Genomic DNA, 22,664 nt, shown 5'->3' with positions numbered 1-22,664 from the left:
CCGTCCTGCCGACCGCCGGAGGAGGCCGCGAATCGCGGTGGCGGGCGGGTCAAGTTTGGGAATTCAGACGCTACCAATTCGCTAGGGGAGACATCATGTCCAAGCTGGTTGCGCCGCACGGCGGCGGTGAGTTGAAGCCTCTCATTTATCCGGAAGTCCAGCGCGCCGAGGAAATCAAGCGGGCTCAGAACCTGAAGAAGGTTCCGATGACCAGCCGCGAGACATCCGACGTCATCATGTTCGCCATGGGCGCCTACACGCCGCTCGACGGCTTCATGGGCAAGGCCGACTGGAAGGGCGTTTGCGCCGACATGAAGATGGCGGGTGGCCTGTTCTGGCCGATCCCCATCACGCTTTCGGCGGACAAGGCCCTGGCCGATTCCATCGGCGACGGCGAGGAAGTCGCCCTGGTCGACGAGGAAAACGGCGAGATCATGGGCGTCATGACGGTGACCGAGAAGTACGAGCTTTCGGACGCCGACAAGAAGTTCGAGTGCGAGCACGTCTTCCGCACCGCCGACATGGCGCACCCCGGCGTGCAGAAGGTCATGGGTCAGAAGGCCGTCAACCTGGGCGGGCGCGTGATGGCGCTGTCCGAAGGCGAGTATCCCACCAAGTACAAGGGGCTCTACTTCCGCCCGGCCGAAAGCCGCGCCATGTTCGCGGAAAAGGGCTGGTCCACCGTGGCCGCCTTCCAGACCCGCAACCCGATGCACCGTTCCCACGAGCACCTGGCGAAGATCGCGGTCGAAGTCACCGACGGCGTGTTCATCCACCAGGTGCTGGGCAAGCTGAAGGAAGGCGATATTCCGGCCGAGACCCGTACCGTCGCCATCCAGACGATGATCGACAACTACTTCGTCAAGGGCACGGTGATCCAGGCCGGCTATCCGATCGAGATGCGCTACGCCGGCCCGCGCGAGGCCCTGATCCACGCGGTGATCCGCCAGAACTTCGGCTGTTCGCACCTGATCGTCGGGCGCGACCATGCCGGCGTCGGCGACTACTATGGCCCGTTCGATGCCCAGCACATCTTCGACACCCTGTGGCCGGGCGCCATGGACACCAAGCCGCTGAAGATCGACATCACGTTCTATTGCAAGAAGTGCTACGGCATGGCCACCGCCAAGACCTGCCCGCACGGCAAGGAAGACCAGGTCAACATCTCCGGCACCAAGCAGCGCGAGATGCTGTCCAAGGGCGAGGACATCCCGCCCGAATTCAGCCGCCCCGAAGTGGTCAAGGTCCTGCAGGCCTACTACGCCGGGCTGAAGAAGTAATAGGGTCTTCGGACCTGCTTTGCGAAGGGGAGGGGCCGGTGCTCCTCCCCTATTCGTGTCTGAAGCGCGCGCGTCGGCCTGTCGCCCGGCCTCCTTTCCTTGGCTGCGAATGCAAGCCAAAAGGGCGTAAAATCGCACATGAACTAACCTCTGGAATTTTATTGCGAAATTGTTATAGTCAATAGTGGTGCGGCATGCGGCATGGGGTGTGGGATGTTTTCATTGTCCCCGAGAAAAAGCGGCGGTGCGACGCTTAACCTCGATAAGTTGGTTTCACTGATCAGCCAGCCGTTTTCCAGCGTCTCGTTGACCGAGGAACGCCTTGAACTCCTGAGATTCATGGCCGATCTCCTGGAAACGCCTCGGGTGTTTCTTTTCCAGTGGCTGTTCGACAGCGGCGCTTCCGGGCCGGAAATCCGCCTGGATCAGGTCTACGCCAAGGAATTGGACAAGGGCGGCGCGTCCATCGGGGTCGTGGCTCGCGGGCTGGAAGGATGCCACCTGTGCCTAGGAGATGCCGACGCCGCGGACATGGACAAGCTTCATGGCCGGTTGTCCTTCCGGGGCAACGCGGTTATCGGGGGATGGTTGGCGGGGAAGGGCGCCGATGTTACGGCCCTTGCCGAAGAATTCCTGCCGCTGGAAAGCCACGATCCCGAAAAGGCGGGGAAGCCGCTGGGGGTGATCCAGATCGTCATGCCCCACCGTAGCGAGAGCCTGCCGGAGGCCTGCCGCGCCCTGGTCACGGCCATCGCCGGCAAGATCGAGAACAGCCGCAACCATCGCATCTGGAACGCGCTTTCGGAACTGAACTCCCTGGAAGGCGGTCGCGGCGACATCGATGCGACGCTGAAAGCGGCGGCCGCCATCGTGCGGCGCGATACGCGGGCTGCGCTTTGCACGATATCCTATCCCCACATCTCCCAGGCGTCCGGGGTTGTCGCGTATTCGGCGCCACATCCGCCCAAGCTTCGGGTTCCCCCCATCGAAAACAACCCGTTTCTCCGCCAGGTTTGGCAGAACAGGAAATCGGTGCGGGTGCGGGATCGGTTGGACGTCGCCGAGATGGAGACCCTGTTCGGGCCCACGCCCTCCGGATTCCAGAGTGTACTGCGCCCCGGACATCGCCTGTCCTGGATGTGTGTGCCGGTCCTGGTGGATGCGGTGGGGCTGGAGCCGGACAAGTCGGAAAAGGGCGTGATCTGCCTGATTCAGGCGTTCAAGAAGAATCCCCTCAGCCGCGTCTACACGGCCTTCAGCGAGACCGATCAGAAAATGGTGGAGAAGATCGCCGAAGCCTTGTCGAACATCGTTCCCGTGGCGACCCTGCAAGGGGCGCTGCAGGGCATTGCGCGGCGACTGGCGGAAATCGGGACTTCCGACAACTTCGAGCCCAGGGTGGCCTTCGACCTGTTGGCGGAAACCATTCCGGAAACCCAGTTCAGCGCCATCGTGGATGCGGACGGGCAGGTCACGCTGAGCGACGCTCGGTTCCAGACCCTGGAAGACGACCTGCGCCGCACCGTCCATTGGCCCGACGGGGTGGCGAATCTGCCGAACGGCCAGGCCGTTCTGATTCAGAAGCTTTTCGATATCGACAATCGGAAGGCGGTCATGGCGGTCGGCATCATGGACCCCTGGCTGCCGGGGTACAAGCGGGACATCGTCCGCTACCTCTGCCGGGAAGTCGCCCGCTTCCTGTCCGACAAGCACCACATGAAAAGCAAGGTCGAGGACCTGATTCAAATTCGCCACAATGTCCGCTCGGGGCTGCAGGGAATGATCGGCCATATGACCGTGGCCAACACTAGGTGGCGGAATTTCAAGGACCGGGACCCCTCGCTGGCTTTCCGGCGCCTGGTCGATAGTGCCCGGTTCCATAAAAGCCTGGCGCGGGCCCGCCTGTTCGCCGAGAAGACGCGCATCCTGGTCGACGAATCCCGCTTCATCCTGGACCGCATCGCGCCGGAGTCGCTGAAGGTGATCGACTGCGACATCCTCGACCTGATTGCCGAGGTCACCCTCTGCCTGCGGCCGGAGGCGGAGCGGCGGGGGCTCGACATCATCGTCAATGGTCATATGCTGCCCAAGCCTTCGCGAACCGGCAAGATGGATCGCGATCTCGTCTACATCCTGCTGTTCAACATCATCGAAAACGCGGTCAAGTATTCCTATCGGGATCAGATCGTACAGATCGACGTCAAGCCGTATCGGGCCGGCGGCTGGGCCATTGCCGTGTCCAACGTGGGCGATCACATCCCGGAAGAGCAGCGGGAGGCCATTTTCGAACCCTTTCGGCGCCTCCATGCCGCCAATCCCGACGCCCGGCGTCCGGGAACGGGATTGGGGGTGGCGGTCGCCCGGAAGATCCTGCAAGCCCACGATTCCCAGGCCCGGATCGAGATCCAGTCGACCCTGCGTGGCCGTACCGGAACCGACGGTGCGTTGACCGTCTTCACCATCTTCCTTCCCAAGGCGCCGAGATACCTATGACCGAAACCTCCCCTTCCCCGATCCAAGTCATGGTGTTGCATTACGAGGACGAGCCGGAGGTCGTCTCCTGGATCCCCGCTGCCCTTTATGACCATTACTGTGCGGAAGATCCGTCCTTGCTGGATGACGACGATGCCCTTCGGGAAGCCGATGATGACCTGAGCGCCGACCTGACGCTCGAACGCTACGGCCAGAAGATTCGAATCGGTTACCGGATTCTCGAAAAGACTGAGAACTTTACCATGGAGGTGGAGAAGCTCGATGGGGCGCCGGCGCTGATCATCCTGGACCTGTTCCGTCAGACAGAAAATGGCATGGAGCCGGTTGGCATCAATGTCTTGCAGGGAATTAAGGATCGACCAACGCATCAAATTTTCTTTCTGACGGCATATCCTCAAGATCTCCCTGATGTGGTTGTTCAAGAAATAAAAAGCGACAATATTTTTCATAAACCCGTGAATATCGTTAGCTTTGTTGCAAGAATTGCCAATTCTATAGATTTCATAGTGTCTTGTGTGAAAATATGACACGCATTAACCAAAATAATTGCCTGAAGACCGTACCTGTTATTGTGTCTACGCTTACGGGACAGATTGGGCACACAACAGATGTCGACATTAATCTGTCTCGCGCCATCAGGAGCATCCTAGGAACCTTCAATGTAGACGGAATCTCAGTTTGGTTGCCATGGTGGAGTTACAGCTTCATATCGTTGCGCTCTGCGTTTCGCATTAAATATAAGGACAAAATTGTTTCTATATTTGATGCTGCGGTTCGAGTCGCCTCGCAAAATGTACCGCAGACGGATGTCCATGAAATTCGGGCAATAACAAGCTCGGCGTGCGGTTCCGGTGTCAAGATGGTTGTCGTGTGGCCACAGAGTAGCCGCGCTGACAAGGCATTCGTGGTGTTTATGTTGAAAGGCACAAAATACGATGAATTGCCTTCGACGAGCGCTCCTGAACTGGATTTGGCTGCAGCATTTAGCAAGACCGACTATCAGGAATGGGTAACCATCGCCGAGATTCTGATCGAGGCCATGCGCCAGCGCTGCAACGTCTATCGGGGGTTCGCGCCGGAGATTTCCCGCAGGTATTGGGATTCCGAAAGTCTCCATGTCGGCAAGGCTCGGGAAGGGATACGGCGCCTGTTGCCGCCCTGGAACGGGCGCCGCCGCACCGTCACTCTGACCCTCGACCTGCGCAAATCGACCTTCGCCATGCGGGAAGCCGACAGTCCCAAGCATTTCGCCTGCTGGATGGATGTGTTGCTGACGGTCCTGTCGACCATCGTCCGGCAGAACCTTGGGGTGTTCGACAAGTTCACCGGGGACGGCATCATCGTCCATTTCCTGGACGAGGAAGTCAGGGAACTCAAGAAGGAGAGCCCGGTGACGGTGGCGGTCCGCTGCGCCGGCGCCCTGATCGCGGCGGTCGAGTGCCTGCTGAAGGATCTGCGGGAGTTTCTCCATCATGACCGCGCCGACTTCGGGGCTGGCGTCGGAATTTCCGTCGCCGATGCCCACTGGCGGCTCGACCATACGCAAAATCCCATTGTCGTCGGCCGCGGGGTGGTGGAGGCCTGCCGCCTGTCCGATTCCGCCAAGGCCGGAATCATCCAGATGTCGGGCAATGCCTATCACGAACTCGCCAAGGACCTTCGCGCCTGCGATATCGGGGGCGAAAAGGTTCCTTATGCAAGCAAGGATATCGCCGAGGACTCGGAGGTCAGGATTTGGCGCTTGACCAAATTGCCTTGTCCTCTGGCACCCGATATCGACGAAGTGGCCCGCATTTGCGACGGCTGCCGCAAAGCCAACGACTGCAACCACGGATCGGCTTCCTAAGGCACCCCAGCGCCGGATTCCCGTCGCAGCCGGCGCTTTCCCGGCCTGCCTATGGAATGGCGTGATGGGCGGGTTGGTGGTGTAGCGTCGCGCGGTGGATCATCAGGCTTTCCAAGGTCTCGAACCCAGCCTCGGATAGTCCGAGGAACTGGGCCGCCAAGCGGCCGCCCCGTTCCACCCGCACGACCCGGGCGCGCAGGAAGACGGGGGCCAGAGCGCCGCCGATGCCCCCGATGCCTCGCACTTCGAAGCGGTCGCCGGCCTTCAGGTGGCCACGGTAGTGGCGCAGCAGGAAGCCGCCGAGACTCCAGTCCAACGTGCGCCAGATCCGCCCGTCGACCAGCAGGGCCAGTTCCGGCGTCGGGATTCGCATGTCCTTGCGGCGGTGGTCCTTGTAGACGATCTGGCTTTTCATGGGGCGGTCTTTCCTCAGGTTACCCGCCAGCCTGCCAGAAGATCGTTAACAACCCCTTGCCGGCTTGCATCTCCGGCCTGCGACGGTATGATTCCCCGATGATAGGCGAGGAACGATGACCCGCAAGAAAGGACCCGGCCGGTCGGTGAAGTTGCGCATCAAGCTCTGTTCTTTCTCCGCCCTGGGGCCGGGGAAGATCGAGTTGCTGGAAGGGATTGGGGAAACGGGATCGATCTCCAAGGCGGCGAAGCGATCCGGTATGTCCTATCGCCGCGCCTGGATGCTGGTCGACGAGATGAACCGTGCGTTCGCCCTGCCGGTGGCCGATACCCAGTTCGGCGGTGCCAGAGGCGGGGGGGCCCGTCTGACTCCTACCGGACAGCGGATAGTCGACGTCTATCGGGAGATCCTTGCCAAGACCGAAGCCCTGGTGGCTGTCGAACTGACGGCTCTGGGCGACCTTCTCGCTCCGGACCTGGAAGACCGGTCCGGCGAGGCCGAGCGCGTCCATGGCAAGGCCCGCTGGCGCTCCGACTGGCGCGAAGAGAATGGCTGATCGTTCCCGTCTTGACTTATATCCAAATACACTTAAGTTCCATCGGACATAAGTCAGCCGGGAGGGTATCGCCGTGAAGATTCTTTTCTTGTCCGCGGTTGCCTTGGGCCTAGCCGTCGTGCCCGCCCGCGCCGCCGAGGTCAAGGCGGCCGTCGCCGCCAACTTCACCGCCCCGATGAAGGAGATCGCCATCGCCTTCGAACGTGCCAGCGGGCACAAGGCGAGCCTCAGCTTCGGGTCCACCGGCAAGTTCTACGTCCAACTGGCGAACGGGGCGCCCTTCGAGGTCTTCCTGGCCGCCGATGCCGAACATCCGGCCAGGGCGGAGGCGGAGGGCTTGGCCATCGCCGGAACCCGCTTCACCTATGCGGTGGGCAAATTGGTCCTGTGGAGCGCCAAGCCCGGCTTGGTCGATGGCAGGGGCGAGGTGCTGCGCGGCGGCGGATTCAACAAGCTATCCATCGCCAACCCGAAGACCGCGCCCTACGGGGCGGCAGCGTTGGACGTACTCGGCAACCTGGGTCTGATGCCGGGCATCGAGGCCAAACTGGTCTATGGCGACAGCATCGCCCAGGCCCACCAGTTCGTGGCCACCGGCGCCGCCGACCTGGGATTCGTCGCCCTGGCCCAGGTGGTGCTGGACGGTTCGGGGTCCCGATGGCCGGTCCCGGACCACCTTTACCGCCCCATCGTCCAGCAGGCCGTCATGCTCAGGCCCGGCGCAGCCAATCCCGCGGCCAAGGCCTTGCTCGCCTTCCTCAAGACCCCCGAGGCCTTGGCGATCGTCAGCAAGTTCGGCTACGCTGCCGAATAGAACGGGCGGAAGGAACAAGGCCTTGTGGGAACCGGTTTGGCTGACCCTGAAGCTGGCAGCGGCGACCACGGTCATCCTGCTGGTTCTGGGGACGCCGCTGGCTTGGTGGCTGGCCCGTTCGCGCGCCTGGTGGAAGGAGGGGGCGGCGGCGGTCGTAGCCTTGCCGCTGGTTCTGCCGCCCACCGTTCTCGGATTCTACCTGCTGCTCGCGCTGGGACCGGCCGGACCCCTCGATGGCCTGATCAAGGCGCTGGGTGGCCGGTCTCTGCCCTTCACTTTCGAAGGATTGGTGGTGGGTTCGGTGATCTATTCCCTGCCTTTCGTGGTGCAGCCGATCCGCAACGCCTTCGAAGCCCTTGGGGAACGGCCTTTGGAAGTGGCCGCCACCCTGGGCGCCCGGCCCCTTGACGCCTTCGTCACCGTAGCCCTGCCGTTGGCCCGGCCGGGATTTCTGACCGGCGCCATCCTGGGTTTCGCCCATACGGTGGGCGAGTTCGGCGTGGTGCTGATGATCGGCGGCAATATCCCCGGCGAGACCAAGGTGCTGTCGGTCGCCATCTACGACCACGTCGAATCCTTGGAATGGGCCCAGGCCCACGTGCTGGCGGGCGGCATGGTGGTCTTCTCCTTCCTGGTCATCCTCTCCATGATGCTGGCCGAGAAGCGGATGCGGCGGTGGAAGCCATGAGCCGCCTTTCCGTTCACCTTTCCGGTACCCTTGGAACCTTTACCCTCGACGTGGCCTTCGATGCTTCGGTGCGTGCCGTCACCGCCCTGTTCGGCGCCTCGGGAAGCGGCAAGACCACGGTACTGCGCTGCCTGGCCGGCTTGGTGCGCCTGCCGGGGAGCCGTCTGGTGGTGGACGGCGATGTCTGGCAGGACGAAACCACCTTCCTGCCTCCCCATCGCCGGCCCGTGGGCTACGTGTTCCAGGAGCCCAGTCTGTTTCCCCACCTTACGGTCAGGGCCAACCTGACCTACGGGACCCGCCGCCGCGCCGCAGCGCCGGGCATCGGCTTCGACAAGGTGGTCGATATCCTGGGGTTGGGCTCCATGTTGGAGCGCCATCCGGACCGTTTGTCGGGCGGTGAGGCGCAACGGGTGGCCATCGGGCGGGCGGTGCTGGCCCATCCGCGCCTCCTGCTGATGGACGAACCCCTGGCCTCCCTCGACGCGCCGCGCAAGGCGGAAATCCTGCCGCTCGTCGAGCGCCTGCGAGACGAGGCGGGCATCCCCATTCTTTATGTCAGCCATGCCATCGAGGAGGTCATCCGCTTGGCCGATACCCTGGTGCTTCTGTCGGAGGGCAGGGTGGCGGCGGTGGGCGGAGTGGAGGAATTGATGTGCCGCCTCGACCTTCATCCGGTCACCGGCCGCCACGAGGCCGGGGCGGTGATCTCCGCCCGGGTGGTCGCCCACGACGCCGAGTTCGGCCTCACCGCGCTGGCTTTCGGCCCGCACATCCTGCGGGTCGCGCGCCTGGATTTGGAAGAGGGACGGAGCCTCAGGGTGCGGATACGGGCCCGTGACGTGACCATCGCCATGGAGCGGCCGGTGCGCACCAGCGTGCTCAACGTCTTTCCCGGCCGCGTGGCACGGATCGAGGACAGCCAGGCGCCCCAGGTGGACGTGCTGCTCGACATCGGCGCGCCGCTGATCGCCCGCATCACCCGCAGATCCCTGGTCGACCTGGACCTGAAGGAAGGCATGGCGGTGCATGCCCTGGTCAAGGCGGTCGCTATCGATCGCCATAGCCTGGGCCGGGCCGGCGCCTCGCGGGAGGATTAGCCTTCAGCGTTCCAGGCGCAGGGCGAAGGGCAGGATGGTGGAAAGGTCGACCAGGGCATCCTTGAGCTGGTCGCGGGTCAGGTTCTTGGTCTTGGCCAGATTCGCTCCCCGCAGGTCGGCGCCCTCGAAATTGGCTCCCGCCACATCGGATTCGGATATCCAGGCGTCCTTGAGTGTCGCCTTGGAGAAATCCGCATTGGCTAGGTTCGCCCGATATAGGAAAGCCCGCGTCAAATCGACGCCCGAGAAATCCTTGCCCGACATATCGGCGCCCACCAAGTTCGCCGGGTCGGGATTGCGAAAGGGCGTGGCTTTGCCTTCCGCCGTTCCGGCACGTGCCTTCTGCTCCAGGTAGGACTGGGCCTTGTCGCTCAAGGTGACGGTATCCTCGATGACGCGCTTGGAAGCAACGGGTACAGCCTGCCCTTCCCAACTCGGCACCGGTTGGAATTCGGACACGGTCATATAGGTGCCGGACACATAGCCCGTAAAGGCGCTTACCCCATCGAAGGAGGACATCGCGCGGATTCCTTCTCTCCTTCTTCCCGCCGCATTGTAATCGCGATTGGTTCGAATGACAAACCATTGCTTGGGTCGTCCCGTGAAGGTATGGTCCCTTTCGGGGGGGCGAGTTCTTGGGTGAACCGTCCCATGTGGTGGGTCCAGAGGCCACTGTTCATCTACCTGGCGACGTCTCTCGCCTGGGCCTTGGTGGTCGGCGTTTCCTTGTTGCACGACTTCGGCATCCTGCGGCGGCAGGCCATGGAAACCGCGGGCAACCGGTCGCGCATGCTGTTCGACATGATCGAAACGACGCGCCTGTGGAACGCGCGCCACGGCGGAGTCTACGCTGTGGCGACCGACGAGACGCCGCCCAATCCTTACCTGGACGTGCCGGATCGCGACTTCGAGGCGTTGGGACGGCGGTTCACGCTGTTGAACCCGGCCTACATGACGCGCCAGATCGCCGAACTGGTGCAGAAGCGCCAGGACGTTACCTTCCACATCACCAGCCTGAACCCGATCCGTCCGGCCAATCAGGCCGATTCCTGGGAAACCCAGGCTTTGCGGCGCTTCGATGCCGGGGAACGGGAAGTCCTGGAATATCTGTCCGAACAGCCGCCGGTCTTTCGCTACATGGCCGCCTTGCCGGTACGCGAACCTTGCCTGAAATGCCATGCCAAGCAGGGCTACAAGGTGGGCGACGTGCGTGGCGGGATCAGCGTCACCATTCCCGCCGCCTCCATTCTCAAGCCCATGGAGGCCCAACGGCAACAAACCATGGTCCTTCATCTTGCCATGTTCCTGCTCGCTTCCCTGGGGACGGCGCTCTTCGTGTGGCGCCAGCGGCGCCACTGGCTGGCGCTGTCCGCCGCCAAGGCCGAACAGGAAGCCATCGTGGCGGCCCGTACCGCCGAACTACGTCGCTCCAACCAGGAACTGGAGCATTTCGCCTACGTGGCCTCCCACGACCTGCGCGAGCCGTTGCGTATGATCTCCAGCTACGCCGCCCTGTTGGAAAAGCGACTGGGCGGCCAACTCGACGCCGACGGCAAGGAGTTCATGGGCTACCTGATGGACGGCGCCACCCGGTTGCAGGCCATGATAAACGATCTGTTGGAATATTCCCGCGTCGACCGCGCCCAGGTGACCTTCGTTCCGGTCGCTCTGGAGGAAGCCCTGGAAGAAGCCCTGGTCAACCTTACCGTCGCCATCAAAGAGGCGGGGGCCCGGGTTGTGCACGATCCCCTGCCCGAGGTGATCGGATACGGGCCCTTGCTTGTCCGCTTGCTGCAGAACCTGATCGGCAACGCGGTGAAGTACCGGGCTCTCGACCGGCCGCCGGTGGTGCGGATCGAAGCCGTGCGCGACGGCCGGTTCTGGCGTGTTGCCATTCGCGACAACGGTATCGGCATTCCCGCCGACGCCTATGACCGGATATTCCAAATCTTCCAGCGGTTGCATGCCCGGTCGGCCTATCCGGGCACCGGCATCGGCCTGGCGGTCTGCCGCCGCATCGTCGACCGCCACGGGGGCCGCATCTGGGTGGAAAGCCGGGAAGGGGAGGGCAGTACCTTCTTCCTTACTCTGCCGGCCGCCTGATTCCTGTTGCGCGAGGCTTCATCTCGAAGCATATTTCGCACTTGCACAAAAGCCCCAACCCGTGGGACGGCCGCAGGGCCGCAGGAGTCGTCATGAGGCACCGTCAGGGCGGAATCCGGAAGATCCTGGTCGCCAACCGGGGTGAGATCGCCATTCGCGTCATGCGCGCCGCCACCGAACTGGGCATCCAGACGGTCGCCATCTATTCCCAGGAAGACCGCTTCGCCCTGCACCGCTACAAGGCGGACGAAAGCTACATGGTGGGCAAAGGCAAGAAGCCGGTCGAGGCCTATCTGGACATCCCCGACATCATCCGCATCGCCCACGAAGCCAAGGCCCAGGCCATCCATCCCGGCTACGGCTTCCTGGCCGAGAACCCCGACTTCGCCGAGGCCTGCGCGGCCGGCGGGCTGATCTTCGTTGGCCCGACGCCCGAGACCATGCGGGCGCTTGGCAACAAGGTGCTGGCCCGCGAGATGGCGATCAAGGCCGGTATCCCGGTCATGCCGGCCACCGATCCGCTGCCCGCCGACGGCAAGGAGATATTGGCGGTGGCCGGAAAGGTCGGCTATCCGGTGATGATTAAGGCGAGTTGGGGCGGTGGCGGGCGGGGCATGCGCGTGGTCGAAGGCGCGGATTCCCTGCTGGACAGCGTGGCGGCTGCCCGGCGCGAGGCCAAGGCGGCCTTCGGCAACGACGAGGTCTACCTGGAAAAGCTGGTGCGCCGTGCCCGCCACGTGGAAGTGCAGATCCTGGGCGACGCCCATGGCAACGTGGTTCATTTCCACGAGCGCGACTGTACGGTCCAGCGCCGCCATCAGAAGGTGGTGGAGCGCGCCCCCGCCCCCTATTTGACTGCGAGCCAGCGCGACGAGTTGACGGCCTACGCCCTGAAGCTGGCCCGCGCCGCCGACTATCGCAACGCCGGTACGGTGGAATTCCTGCAGGACGCCGACACCGGGGCCTTCTACTTCATCGAAGTCAATCCGCGCATCCAGGTGGAACACACGGTTTCCGAATGCGTCACCGGCTACGACCTGATCCGGTCCCAGATCCTGGTCGCCGAAGGCAAGAAGATCGGCGAGGCCGGCAGCGGCCTGCCGGCGCAAAAGGACATCCCCTTGATGGGACATGCCCTGCAGTGCCGCGTCACCGCCGAGGACCCGGAGTCCGACTTCGCCCCCGACTACGGCCAGATCACCGCCTATCGCAGCCCGGCCGGCTTCGGCATCCGCCTGGACGCCGGCACCGCCTACACGGGTGCGCGCATCACCCGGTCCTACGACAGCCTGTTGGTCAAGGTGACCGCCTGGGCTCAGGACGCCCAGGATGCCGTCTTCCGCATGGATCGCGCGCTCCGCGAATTCCGGGTGCGCGGGGTGAAGACCAACCTGCGTTTCCTGGAAAACGTGGTGAACCATCCGCGCTTCGTCGAAGGCGACTACATCACCACCTTCATCGACGACACGCCGGAGCTGTTCCACATCCCCAAGCGCCGCGACCGCGCCACCCGCCTGTTGAATTTCATCGGCGAGGTGATGGTCAACGGCAATCCCGAGGTGAAGGGCCGCAAGGCCCCCGACGCCTTCGTCGCCCCCACCCTGCCCGGCCCCCTGGCCGAAGGCTGGGAAGCCGGCACGCGCCAGAAGCTGGACGAACTGGGCGCCCAAGGCTTTTCGAAGTGGATGCTGGAAGAAGCCGGGCGGCGGGTCTTCGTCACCGACACCACCATGCGCGACGCCCATCAGTCCCTGCTCGCCACCCGCATGCGCAGCCACGACATGCTGGCCGTGGCGCCCGCCTACGCGCGGCTGCTGCCGGAACTGCTGTCCCTGGAATGCTGGGGGGGCGCGACCTTCGACGTGGCCATGCGCTTCCTCAAGGAGGACCCCTGGGAGCGTTTGGCGAACCTGCGCGAACGCCTGCCCAACCTGCTGACCCAGATGCTGCTGCGTTCGGCCAACGGCGTCGGCTACACCAACTACCCCGACAACGTGGTGAAGTTCTTCGTCAAGCGTTCGGCGGAAGCCGGCATGGACCTGTTCCGGGTCTTCGACTCGCTCAACTGGGTCGAGAACATGCGTGTCGCCATGGACGCCGTCTGCGAGACCGGCAAGCTTTGCGAGGCCGCCATCTGCTATACCGGCGACATCCAGGACCCCAGGCGCACCAAGTACAGCCTGGGATACTACGTCGCCATGGCCAAGGAGTTGGAAAAGGCCGGCGCCCACATCCTGGGCATCAAGGACATGGCCGGCCTGCTGAAGCCCCATGCCGCCACCCTGCTGGTCAAGGCCCTGAAGGACGAGATCGGCATCCCCATCCATTTCCACACCCATGACACCAGCGGCCTTAGCGCCGCCAGCGTGTTGGCGGCGGTGGAAGCGGGCTGCGACGCGGTGGACGCCGCCATGGATTCCATGAGCGGCACCACCTCGCAGCCCTGCCTGGGGTCCATCGTCGAGGCGCTGCGCGGCCATCCGCGGGATACCGGCCTGGCGGCGGAAGCCATCCGGTCCGTCTCCACCTACTGGGAGGAAGTGCGCAAGAACTACGGCGCCTTCGAGGCGCACCAGTACTCCGGCGCCTCCGAGGTCTACCTGCACGAGATGCCGGGCGGCCAGTTCACCAACCTGAAGGAACAGGCCCGCTCCCTGGGTCTGGAAAAGCACTGGCCCGACATCGCCCGCGCCTATGCCCAGGTCAACGAGATGTTCGGCGACATCGTCAAGGTGACCCCGTCATCCAAGGTGGTGGGCGACATGGCGCTGATGATGGTGACCAACAGCCTGACCCCCGAAATGGTCATGGACCCGGCGCGCGAGATCGCGTTCCCGGAATCCGTGGTCTCGTTCTTCAAGGGCGAGATGGGCCAGCCGGTGGGCGGCTTCCCCGAGGCCTTGCAGAAGAAGGTCTTGAAGGGCGAGACGCCGTTGACGGTGCGGCCCGGCGAGGTGCTGAGGCCGGTCGATCTGGATGCCGTCAAGGCTCAGGTGGAACACAAGGTCGGCCGCCAGATCGACGACAACGATCTCGCCTCCTGGCTGATGTATCCCAAGGTGTTTCTGGAGTACGCCGAGCACCTGAAGTCTTTCGGCGACGTGAGCGTCCTGCCGACCCCGGTCTTCTTCCACGGCATGGTGCCGGAACAGGAGATCATGCTGGATATCGACGCCGGCAAGACCCTGATCGTCCGCTACCTGGCCAAAAGCCCGGCCGACGATGCGGGCGAGGCCACCGTCTTCTTCGAATTGAACGGCCAGCCGCGTTCCGTTCGGGTCGTCGACCGTTCGCGCACGCCGACCCGCCATGCCCGCCCCAAGGCGGCCGAGGGCAATCCCTGCGAAGTGGGAGCGCCCATGCCCGGAACGGTGGTCAGCGTGGCCGTCCTGGTCGGCCAGACGGTGGCGCGCGGCGACGTGCTGCTGGCCGTCGAAGCGATGAAGATGGAAACCGCCGTGCGCGCCGAATGCGACGGGACGGTGGTTCGGGTTCATGTGGCCTCGGGCGACGCCGTCGACGCCAAGGACCTGCTGGTCACCATGCAGCCGGCAGGGTAGCCTGAAGCAATTGCCGTTTGGATCGAATCGACTTTAGACCACGAAGTTGGTGGGCGAGGCGATCTGCTTGAGCACCGTCAGGATGTGGCGGCTGGTCTGGATCTGGCGGCTGTCGGCCGGGTTGTGGCGTTCCTCGAAGGCTAGGCGGTCCTCCCACAGGGCAATGAAGTCGCGCGGCTTGTCGGGCTGGGCTGGCTGGCCGGTCAGGGCGCCCACGGTGCGGTCGTAGCCGGGTTGCAGTTCCGACTGGTAGGCCAGCATGGAATACTCGTCCCAACTCAAGACTCCGGCGGCGTAAAGATCCTGGCTCAAGTTCGCCATCTCGCGGGGCGACATGCGGCGGACGTTGACACCGCGCAGGATATCCGCCAGTGGCCCTTCCTCGGCCCGGCTGGGGACGGTTTCCACCTCTCCGGTGGCGATGGGCAGGGGAGGTGGGGTGGTGACGGCGGGAAGGTCCGAACGCCCGCCGGCCGAGGTGTCCGCCTCGGCCTCCAGCTTGACCAGCGATTTGCCGATCGGGGGAAGGTCGGGCTGGGGAGCCGGCGGCGGAGCGGGGGAGGGATCGACGGCTGCCGGGCTCCGCAGGCTGTGGCTGCTGAACAGATCCAGGTAGCTGGCGTTGCGATCGATCTTCATGGCGTCTCCCCCTGCCCGGGCAGCTTCAGTTCCGGGCCCGGCCGGCGTCCCGCCGGTTGCCGATCTCGGAACGCAGCCGCTTCGACTTGTACATGTCCTCGTCGGCGCGCTCGAGGAGCGCCTGGTCTTCGTCCTGGTTGCCGTAGACCTGGATGCCCAGGCTGGCGCGGATGGCGATCATGCGACCTTCCCAACCGATGAAGGCATTGTTCAGCGCCCGGTCGAGGGCCTCGGCTCGCCGCAACCCGTCTTCCCAGGAACTGCGGGCCAGCAGCACCGCGAATTCATCGCCGCCCATGCGCCCCACCGCGTCGGTGTCGCGCACGTTGTCTTGCAGGATGCGGGCCACCCTGCGGAGAACCTCGTCGCCGGCGGCATGGCCGTAGGTGTCGTTGATCGGCTTGAAGCCGTCCAGGTCCACGTAGACCAGCACGCCCTTTTCGTCGTAGCGCCGCGCGGCGGCCAGGGCGTGGGTGAGTTCGCGCTGGAAGCCGCGCCGGTTCAAGATGCCGGTCAGTTCGTCCGTGAGCGCCAGGCGCTCCAGTTCGACGATGCGGCTCATTTGTTCGGCCAAGCGGGCTTCCGCTTCGGCAGCGGAGGCCAAGGCGCGGTCGGCCAATTGCGCCAATTGGGGAGCGTCGGGGAGGCCCTCCCAGGCCATCCGGGCGGCACCTTCGGCGAGCAAGGTCACGCTGGCGACCAGGTCGCCCTGGCTGGTCGGTTCGCCGGACTGCGGGGAGCGGGTGATTTCCGTTTCGGGCTTCACGGTATTGGTCCTTCCTGTCCGGGCCCCTCGTCCCAGCGGGGGCCTGTTTCCTCCCCATTGCAAGCGCAACCCCCGTGCCAGCGCCGGAAGCCTTGATAAACAAGATATTAACCATAAGGGAGAGGAGGAAGAACTTGCCGCCTGGGAAGAATTTGCCGGGTCGGGAGTGAAGATTTTTCCGGTCAGGCGGGCCAGAGCCAAGCGGCACCGCGCACGCCGCTGGAATCCCCGTGAAGGTTCCTGAGCAGCGGCGTGTCGGCACGATCCGAGAACACCCAGTCCTGCCAGAGCCGGGGCACCGTCTCGTAAAGGCGGTCCAGGTTGGACAGTCCGCCGCCCAGGACGATGGCGTCGGGATCGATGAGGTTGATGACGGTCGCCAGCGCGCGGGCCAGGCGGTCTTCGTAGCGGGCCAGTGCCGCCTCTGCCGCCGCGTCGCCGGCGCGGGCGATCCCGGCAGCCGAAAGGCCACCGCCGTGGTCGCGTTCCAGGCCGGGGCCGGACAGGAATGTCTCGATGCAGCCTTTGCGCCCGCAGTAGCAGGGCAGGCCGGGCCGTTCCTCGTCCCGCGGCCAGGGCAGGGGATTGTGGCCCCATTCCCCGGCGATGGCGTTGGCGCCGACGAGCGGCCGGCCATCCACCACCACCCCGCCGCCCACCCCGGTGCCCAGGATGACGCCAAAGACCACCGGCTTGCCGGCGCCGGCGCCGTCGGCGGCTTCCGAGACAGCGAAGCAATTGGCATCGTTGGCCAAGCGCACCGGCCGCCCCAGGATCGCCGCGAGGTCTCGGTCGAGCGGCTTGCCGATCAGCCATGTGGAATTGGCGTTCTTGACCAGACCGGTGGCCGGCGAGACAGTACCGGGAATGCCCACCCCGACGCTTGCCGACCCGGGAACGCACCCGGCCTCCCGCTCGACCCCGAGGACCAGGTCGCACACCGCCCCCACCGTGGCCGCGTAGTCGTCCCGGGGGGTCGCGATCCGTCGGCGTGCCAATTCGCGCCCCGCGCCGTCCAGCGCGATGCCTTCGATCTTCGTGCCACCCAGGTCGATGCCGATCCGCATGCCTGGCTTATACCACAGGCCTGCGATTCGCCGTCGATTCTTCATGTTGACAAGATTAATCAGCGGAATCCCTGGCTTAAACGACTTGTCAAGACGCAGAAATATCCGCGTTAATCGAAGAGTCTCTTCAAGCACTTAGCCCATATGTTGTGGCATCTATGACGAATCGACGCAAAAAACAGTTTGCCCGCGACTCGGGTTTGGTTAACACGAGTAAAGAATCGAGCGAATCCCATGGGGGGTGAAAGACATGGCGTTTCCGGTATTCGATGGACTCGAAGAGTCTCATGTGACGGGCAAGGAGCTGGCCTCCATCATCGGGGTCACGCCGCCGACCATCAGCAAATGGCGCACCGGGCGGGCGCGGGTGCCGGCGGCGACCCTGGCCTTCCTGACTCTGCTGCTGGCGAGTTGGCTGGAGGAGTTGGAGGAGCTCAAGCGCGCCCACGAGGCCACCGGCCGTCCCGCCGCTTGGCTGGACGAACACCTTGAGGAAGCGAGGCGCTGCCTCAAGGAGCAGGAAGAGGTCAATACCGAGCTTCCCGCCGCCGCCATCATCCAGGGCGTCAAGATGTTCCAGTCCTGGTGGCAGGCCAACGCCCAGGTCCTGCGCCGGACGGCACTGGGCCGCGAAGGCACCCTGCGGGGCGTGGCATGAGCGAAAGCTCGCTGGTCTCGCAACTGGGCATCACCCAGGACGGTATCCGCCTCGCCTTGGAGATCAAGGAAGGATACCGCACCGGGGAGCCCATCTGCGTGCCCGGCGATCGCAGCCGCATCCTGGTCCCGGAACTTCTGCTCAACAGCAACCTGGACCTGCAGGAGTTCGACGACCCTTTGCCGCTAGCCGTGATGGCGACTCGCGACCCGGAACCGCCCATGGCTCTGGCCGCCGCCGCCCGCATGGGGCCGCTGGGCGGGCGGAAGAAGCTGCTGGGCGGGGTCTTCGGCCTGGTGGGCGAGGCGACCCGCCATCCGACGGTGCGCAAGTGCGTGGAACTGATTACCGAACACGACTTCGACCCCGCCGCCATCTCGGCGGTGCGGCGCCAGGCCTCGCGCATGGTGATGACGGCGCGCGCCGAATATTCGACGGCGCTGCGCCAGAACCTCACGGCCCTGATGGAAGGCGTCATCGCGCCGCGCCAGTTCGTGCGCGAGTTCTTCGAGTTGACCGAGGCCGGCAATCTGCGCAACGAAATCCGCAAGAAGCTGGTGGTCTCGCTGTTGTTGTCGGAAAGCATTCGCCCCAGCATCAAGTTCCTGATGCTGGAGAACTTCACCCGCATGCCGATGGCGGTGCGTCTGGCCATCATCTCGGCGGTCCTGCGCGCCGAACCCAGCCGCCACCTGGACGTCATCAAGGAAGAACTCAAGTGGATCGTGACCCAGGAAAAGGTCAGGAAGGATATCCACTGAATATCGAGACGATCGCCGCCGCTCCGGCGTTGCTGGGCGAAACCGCCGAGGTCGCGCCGGGCATTCTCTGGCACCGCCAGCCGCTGCCCTTCAAGCTCGATCACATCAATCTCTGGCTGCTGGAAGACGGCGACGGCTGGTGCGCCGTGGATACGGGCATCGACCTGTCGGAATGCCGCGCCGCGTGGGGGGAACTTGCCGGGCGCCTGTTCGGCGGGCGACCGCTCCGGCGGATGATCGTCACCCACTTCCATCCCGACCATTTGGGCCTCGCCGGCTGGCTGCGCCAGCGCTTCGGGACGGAATTGTGGATGACCCTGGGCGAATGGGCCACCGGGCGCATGCTGGCACTCGACACGGATGGCGCCTGCATGCCCGACTTCCGGCGCTTCTACGGAGCCGCCGGGTTCGATGCCAAGGCCATGGCCGTGATGGAGACGCGCGGCAACCCCTATCCGGAGCGGGTCCATCCCATTCCGGCCGCCTATCGTCGTCTGAACGACGGCGACGAAGTCCCGGTCGGCGGCCGGACTTGGCGGGTCATCGTCGGCCGCGGCCATTCGCCCGAGCATGCCGCCCTGTACTGCGCGGAGGCGGGAGTGCTGATCTCGGGCGACCAGGTACTGCCGCGCATCAGCCCCAACATCAGCGTCTGGCCGCAGGAGCCGGAAGCCGATCCGCTACGGTTGTTCCTGGACAGCCTTTCATCCTTCCGGACGTTGCCCGGCGACACCCTGGTGCTGCCCAGCCACGACAGGCCTTTCCGCGGCCTGTCCACGCGCCTGGAACAGCTTGCCCGCCATCACGACGCCCGCTTGGCCGAAACCCTGGAAGCCTGCGCCGAACCTCGCACCGCCGTCGATATCCTGCGCCGCCTGTTCCGTCGCGACCTGGATGACCATCAGCTTTTTTTCGCCATCGGCGAAAGCCTCGCCCACCTGCACTTCCTGATGGGCGAAGGGCAGGTGGAACGGCTGCGGCGCGCCGACGCGCCGGACTTGTATCGACGTTGTTCCCCGGCGATCTGAAAATCCAGTTCGGCTGGGCGACGGGGGCTGGTAGCATCCCGGCCGTCATGAAAGTCGACGCCTTCGATTTCGATCTGCCCCGCGAATTCATCGCCCAGCGGCCCGCGCAGCCGCGGGATGCCGCGCGGCTGTTGCATGTGGCGGCGGCGGGTTTGGCCGACCGAGGGGTGCGGGACCTGCCGGGCCTGCTGCGCCCGGGCGATCTTCTGGTGCTCAACGACACCCGCGTCATCCCCGCCAGCCTGTCCGGCCGGCGCGGCGAGGCCAAGGTGGAACTGACCTTGCACCGTCAAGACGGTCCCGGGCGCTGGCGCGCCTTCGCCAAGCCGGCCAAGAAGCTGAAGCCGGGCGATACCGTCGCGTTCGCGCCGGACTTTTCCGCCAGGGTGGCGGAAAAGGGCGAAGCCGGCGAGGTGACGCTCGCCTTCGACCGGGAAGGCGGCGATCTGGTGGCGGCACTGGAGGCATACGGCCGCCTGCCCATTCCGCCCTATATCCGGGGCGGCAGGGCGGACGGGCGGGACCGGAACGACTACCAGACCCTGTTCGCCGCTCGCGAAGGGGCCGTGGCGGCACCCACCGCCGGGTTGCACTTCACGCCGGACCTGCTGGCCGCGATGGACGCTCGCGGCATCGGGCGGGCGACCGTGACCTTGCACGTGGGGGCCGGAACCTTCCTGCCGGTCAAGGCGGAACAAGTGGCCGACCATCGGATGCACCCCGAATGGGGCGAGGTGGGCTTGGACGCGGCGGCGGCGGTCAACGCGGCCAAGGCGGCGGGCGGCCGGGTGGTGGCGGTGGGGACGACAGCGCTGCGGTTGCTGGAATCGGCGGCGGACGAGGCCGGGCGGCTGCATCCCTTTGCCGCCGAGACGGCGATCTTCATCACGCCGGGCTATCGCTTTCGCATTGCCGATGTCCTGCTGACCAACTTCCATTTGCCGCGTTCGACTCTGTTCATGCTGGTTTCCGCCTTCGCCGGCCTGCGGCGCATGAAGGCCGCTTACGAGCACGCCAAGCGGGCCGGCTATCGTTTCTATTCCTACGGCGATTGCTGCCTGCTGGAGCGGCAAGAGGAGGACCTGTGACCCTGCGCTACGAACTGCTGGCCACCGACGGTGCGGCGCGCCTGGGGCGCGTGCATACGGCCCACGGCGCCTTCGATACCCCGGCCTTCATGCCGGTGGGCACGGCGGCCACCGTCAAGGCCATGACTCCCGAGGCGGTCGCCGAGACGGGGGCCCAGATCGTGCTGGGCAACACCTACCACCTGATGCTGCGGCCGGGGGCGGAACGGGTGGAACGCCTGGGCGGCCTGCATCGCTTCATGAACTGGCCGGGCCCCATCCTCACCGATTCCGGAGGATTCCAGGTGATGTCCCTGGCCGCGCTACGCAAGATCACCGAAGAAGGCGTCGCCTTTCAATCCCACCTGGACGGTAGCCGCCACCTGCTGAGTGCCGAAAGTTCCATCGCGATCCAGCGCATGCTGGATGCCGACATTGCCATGGCCTTCGACGAATGCCCGCCCTTTTCGGCCGACAAGGGGGCGGTGGCTGCGTCCATGCGCTTGTCCATGCGCTGGGCGGAACGGTCGAAGGCGGCCTTCGCCGAACGGCCGGGCTACGGCCTGTTCGGCATCAACCAGGGTGGCGTGCACGACGACCTGCGCGAGGAATCGGCAGTGGCGCTGAAGGCCATAGGCTTCGACGGCTATGCCCTGGGCGGCCTGGCGGTGGGCGAGGGGCAGGAGGCCATGTTCAAGGTCCTGGATTCCACGGCCGCCCTGCTGCCGGACGACCGGCCACGCTACCTGATGGGGGTGGGCAAGCCGGGCGACCTGGTCGGGGCGGTGCGGCGCGGCATCGACATGTTCGACTGTGTGCTGCCTACCCGTTCGGGCCGCACGGGCCAGGCCTTTACCCGCATGGGCCAGGTCAACCTGCGCAATTCCCGCCACAAGGACGATCCGCGGCCGTTGGACGAAGCTTGCGGCTGCCCGGCCTGCCGCAACTACAGCCGGGCCTATCTGCACCATCTTTGCATGGCTAAGGAGATCCTGGGCCTGACGCTGCTGTCCTGGCACAACCTGCACTACTACCAGGACCTGATGGCCGGAATGAGAAAAGCCATCGGCGAAGGGCGGCTGGCCGCTTTCGCCGATGGCTTCGAAAGGGATCAGGCGAGGGGCGACATCCCGCCCCTCTGACCTGCGTCAGGCCTGGTTGCGAACCAGTTCCTCGGCGCGGAACCAGTATTCCTGGTCGCGCCCCACGGTCCGACCCTCGGCTTCCCACAGCTTGTAGGCCTCGTCGCGGATACGCTGGTTGACGTGGCCTTCGAGCAGGCCCTCGGCGATCTGAAGGTTGATGTTGATCAGCGTATCCAGAGTCGAATCGGAGATGTTGACGCCCGAGCTGAGAATGGTTCCGGCAATGAAGTCTGACAAGCGGCAGACATTCTGCTTGGTGACTTCCCGCTCCTGGTCGCTCCACCGCAGCACGGCGGTCCGAATCGCCGTCCAGACCTCAAGTTCGTTCTCCAGCGCCGCTGCCAGCTTCTTGGCATCCCGCTTCTTGCCGCTGCGGGCTTGGTCGAGCATGATCGCAGCCTCGCTCAGATAATAGGCGTCGTCCTGGGCGGCCGGTGGGACATGGCTTCCCCCGTTGCCCTTGCGGGCGGCGGGCTTGGCCGCTGATTTGGGCTTCGCCGACTTGGGGGGGGGCGCCACCTTTGCCTTCGGCGCGGCGGCCTTCGCGGTGGCAACCGGCGCCTTACCCGTCGTCTTGGTCATCTTGGCCATCCTCTCTGTCCATGCTGTATGCGTTATCGGGTTCGATTCTCGCCCTGGCGCCCCCCTTCCGGGCAAATCCACGCTCGCCGTACCATT

Annotated in this window: 21 protein-coding genes; 15 read left to right on the top strand and 6 right to left on the bottom strand. The window is 64.8% G+C overall.

All coding sequences use genetic code 11. The features are described 5' to 3' along the window. Positions 1-95: 95 nt before the first annotated feature. From sat to H7841_03445, 4 genes are all read left to right on the top strand, one after another. Entirely contained in the window at positions 96-1,280 is a 1,185-nt protein-coding gene (sat, locus tag H7841_03460; protein ID MEO5335941.1) for a sulfate adenylyltransferase, read from the top strand. A gap of 267 nt (positions 1,281-1,547) precedes the next feature. Then, a complete protein-coding gene (locus H7841_03455) occupies positions 1,548-3,773 on the top strand; it encodes a GAF domain-containing sensor histidine kinase (GenBank protein ID MEO5335940.1) in 2,226 nt (741 codons plus the stop codon). Next, positions 3,770-4,300, top strand: coding sequence for a hypothetical protein (locus H7841_03450; GenBank protein ID MEO5335939.1), 531 nt, complete (start codon positions 3,770-3,772; stop codon positions 4,298-4,300). Before H7841_03455 ends, H7841_03450 begins: the two co-directional genes overlap by 4 nt. 443 nt (positions 4,301-4,743) lie before the next feature. Continuing rightward, positions 4,744-5,619 carry a hypothetical protein gene (locus tag H7841_03445; GenBank protein MEO5335938.1) on the top strand — a complete coding sequence of 292 codons (876 nt, stop codon included), beginning with the start codon at positions 4,744-4,746 and terminating at the stop codon, positions 5,617-5,619. 49 nt (positions 5,620-5,668) lie between these two features. Here H7841_03445 and H7841_03440 read toward each other — a convergent pair whose 3' ends face one another. Further along, positions 5,669-6,034, bottom strand: coding sequence for a PilZ domain-containing protein (locus H7841_03440; protein ID MEO5335937.1), 366 nt, complete (start codon positions 6,032-6,034; stop codon positions 5,669-5,671). 115 nt (positions 6,035-6,149) lie between these two features. On the opposite strand from H7841_03440, the gene H7841_03435 reads away from it, so the two are divergent. From H7841_03435 to modC, 4 genes are all read left to right on the top strand, one after another. Next, complete coding sequence (locus H7841_03435; GenBank protein ID MEO5335936.1) at positions 6,150-6,590, top strand: LysR family transcriptional regulator; 441 nt, start codon at positions 6,150-6,152, stop codon at positions 6,588-6,590. A gap of 73 nt (positions 6,591-6,663) precedes the next feature. Next, positions 6,664-7,404: a molybdate ABC transporter substrate-binding protein gene (modA, locus tag H7841_03430; protein ID MEO5335935.1), complete on the top strand. Its 741-nt coding sequence runs from the start codon at positions 6,664-6,666 to the stop codon at positions 7,402-7,404. Positions 7,405-7,426: 22 nt separating this feature from the next. Continuing rightward, the gene (gene modB / locus H7841_03425; protein MEO5335934.1) at positions 7,427-8,092 is read left to right on the top strand and encodes a molybdate ABC transporter permease subunit; all 666 of its coding nucleotides are present in this window, start codon (positions 7,427-7,429) and stop codon (positions 8,090-8,092) included. Continuing rightward, positions 8,089-9,192, top strand: a complete 1,104-nt coding sequence (modC, locus tag H7841_03420; GenBank protein ID MEO5335933.1) for a molybdenum ABC transporter ATP-binding protein — start codon at positions 8,089-8,091, stop codon at positions 9,190-9,192. The genes modB and modC overlap by 4 nt, the downstream gene beginning before the upstream one ends. A gap of 3 nt (positions 9,193-9,195) precedes the next feature. Here the strand turns inward: modC and H7841_03415 are convergent, their stop codons facing one another. Continuing rightward, a complete protein-coding gene (locus H7841_03415) occupies positions 9,196-9,711 on the bottom strand; it encodes a pentapeptide repeat-containing protein (GenBank protein ID MEO5335932.1) in 516 nt (171 codons plus the stop codon). Between the two features lie 120 nt (positions 9,712-9,831). On the opposite strand from H7841_03415, the gene H7841_03410 reads away from it, so the two are divergent. Further along, positions 9,832-11,295, top strand: coding sequence for a DUF3365 domain-containing protein (locus tag H7841_03410; GenBank protein MEO5335931.1), 1,464 nt, complete (start codon positions 9,832-9,834; stop codon positions 11,293-11,295). Positions 11,296-11,387: 92 nt separating this feature from the next. Further along, complete coding sequence (pyc, locus tag H7841_03405; protein ID MEO5335930.1) at positions 11,388-14,855, top strand: pyruvate carboxylase; 3,468 nt, start codon at positions 11,388-11,390, stop codon at positions 14,853-14,855. 33 nt (positions 14,856-14,888) lie between these two features. Here pyc and H7841_03400 read toward each other — a convergent pair whose 3' ends face one another. The 3 genes from H7841_03400 to H7841_03390 form a co-directional block, all read right to left on the bottom strand. Next, entirely contained in the window at positions 14,889-15,494 is a 606-nt protein-coding gene (locus H7841_03400; protein MEO5335929.1) for a hypothetical protein, read from the bottom strand. A gap of 25 nt (positions 15,495-15,519) precedes the next feature. After that, positions 15,520-16,260, bottom strand: a complete 741-nt coding sequence (locus H7841_03395; GenBank protein MEO5335928.1) for a GGDEF domain-containing protein — start codon at positions 16,258-16,260, stop codon at positions 15,520-15,522. A 182-nt stretch (positions 16,261-16,442) separates the two neighbouring features. Further along, positions 16,443-17,327: an ROK family protein gene (locus tag H7841_03390; GenBank protein MEO5335927.1), complete on the bottom strand. Its 885-nt coding sequence runs from the start codon at positions 17,325-17,327 to the stop codon at positions 16,443-16,445. Between the two features lie 250 nt (positions 17,328-17,577). Here H7841_03390 and H7841_03385 point away from each other — a divergent pair, with 250 nt between their 5' ends. From H7841_03385 to tgt, 5 genes are read left to right on the top strand one after another with little or no spacing between them, the layout of a single operon-like run. Continuing rightward, positions 17,578-17,985, top strand: coding sequence for a helix-turn-helix domain-containing protein (locus H7841_03385; GenBank protein ID MEO5335926.1), 408 nt, complete (start codon positions 17,578-17,580; stop codon positions 17,983-17,985). Next, positions 17,982-18,746, top strand: a complete 765-nt coding sequence (locus H7841_03380) for a hypothetical protein (protein ID MEO5335925.1) — start codon at positions 17,982-17,984, stop codon at positions 18,744-18,746. Before H7841_03385 ends, H7841_03380 begins: the two co-directional genes overlap by 4 nt. Continuing rightward, a complete protein-coding gene (locus H7841_03375) occupies positions 18,704-19,774 on the top strand; it encodes an MBL fold metallo-hydrolase (GenBank protein MEO5335924.1) in 1,071 nt (356 codons plus the stop codon). The genes H7841_03380 and H7841_03375 overlap by 43 nt, the downstream gene beginning before the upstream one ends. Positions 19,775-19,821: 47 nt before the next feature. Beyond that, complete coding sequence (gene queA / locus H7841_03370; GenBank protein ID MEO5335923.1) at positions 19,822-20,862, top strand: tRNA preQ1(34) S-adenosylmethionine ribosyltransferase-isomerase QueA; 1,041 nt, start codon at positions 19,822-19,824, stop codon at positions 20,860-20,862. After that, positions 20,859-21,983 (top strand): tRNA guanosine(34) transglycosylase Tgt, encoded by a 1,125-nt coding sequence (tgt, locus tag H7841_03365; GenBank protein ID MEO5335922.1) that lies wholly within the window; start codon positions 20,859-20,861, stop codon positions 21,981-21,983. Before queA ends, tgt begins: the two co-directional genes overlap by 4 nt. Before the next feature lie 6 nt (positions 21,984-21,989). On the opposite strand, the gene H7841_03360 is transcribed toward tgt, so the two are convergent. Beyond that, positions 21,990-22,568 carry a DUF2934 domain-containing protein gene (locus H7841_03360; protein ID MEO5335921.1) on the bottom strand — a complete coding sequence of 193 codons (579 nt, stop codon included), beginning with the start codon at positions 22,566-22,568 and terminating at the stop codon, positions 21,990-21,992. Between the last annotated feature and the right edge of the window lie 96 nt (positions 22,569-22,664).

The sequence above is a fragment of the Magnetospirillum sp. WYHS-4 genome, assembly GCA_039908345.1.
GTDB lineage: Bacteria > Pseudomonadota > Alphaproteobacteria > Rhodospirillales > GLO-3 > JAMOBD01.
This window is presented reverse-complemented; position numbering and strand designations above follow the sequence as displayed.

Coding starts and splice junctions, on each gene's coding strand:
- queA (MEO5335923.1), top strand. CDS start 19,822: ATGAAAGTCGACGCCTTCGATTTCGATCTGCCCCGCGAATTCATCGCC.
- H7841_03435 (MEO5335936.1), top strand. CDS start 6,150: ATGACCCGCAAGAAAGGACCCGGCCGGTCGGTGAAGTTGCGCATCAAG.
- H7841_03450 (MEO5335939.1), top strand. CDS start 3,770: ATGACCGAAACCTCCCCTTCCCCGATCCAAGTCATGGTGTTGCATTAC.
- H7841_03385 (MEO5335926.1), top strand. CDS start 17,578: ATGGCGTTTCCGGTATTCGATGGACTCGAAGAGTCTCATGTGACGGGC.
- H7841_03360 (MEO5335921.1), bottom strand. CDS start 22,568: ATGACCAAGACGACGGGTAAGGCGCCGGTTGCCACCGCGAAGGCCGCC.
- H7841_03415 (MEO5335932.1), bottom strand. CDS start 9,711: ATGTCCTCCTTCGATGGGGTAAGCGCCTTTACGGGCTATGTGTCCGGC.
- H7841_03390 (MEO5335927.1), bottom strand. CDS start 17,327: ATGCGGATCGGCATCGACCTGGGTGGCACGAAGATCGAAGGCATCGCG.
- H7841_03440 (MEO5335937.1), bottom strand. CDS start 6,034: ATGAAAAGCCAGATCGTCTACAAGGACCACCGCCGCAAGGACATGCGA.
- sat (MEO5335941.1), top strand. CDS start 96: ATGTCCAAGCTGGTTGCGCCGCACGGCGGCGGTGAGTTGAAGCCTCTC.
- pyc (MEO5335930.1), top strand. CDS start 11,388: ATGAGGCACCGTCAGGGCGGAATCCGGAAGATCCTGGTCGCCAACCGG.
- modC (MEO5335933.1), top strand. CDS start 8,089: ATGAGCCGCCTTTCCGTTCACCTTTCCGGTACCCTTGGAACCTTTACC.
- H7841_03380 (MEO5335925.1), top strand. CDS start 17,982: ATGAGCGAAAGCTCGCTGGTCTCGCAACTGGGCATCACCCAGGACGGT.
- H7841_03400 (MEO5335929.1), bottom strand. CDS start 15,494: ATGAAGATCGATCGCAACGCCAGCTACCTGGATCTGTTCAGCAGCCAC.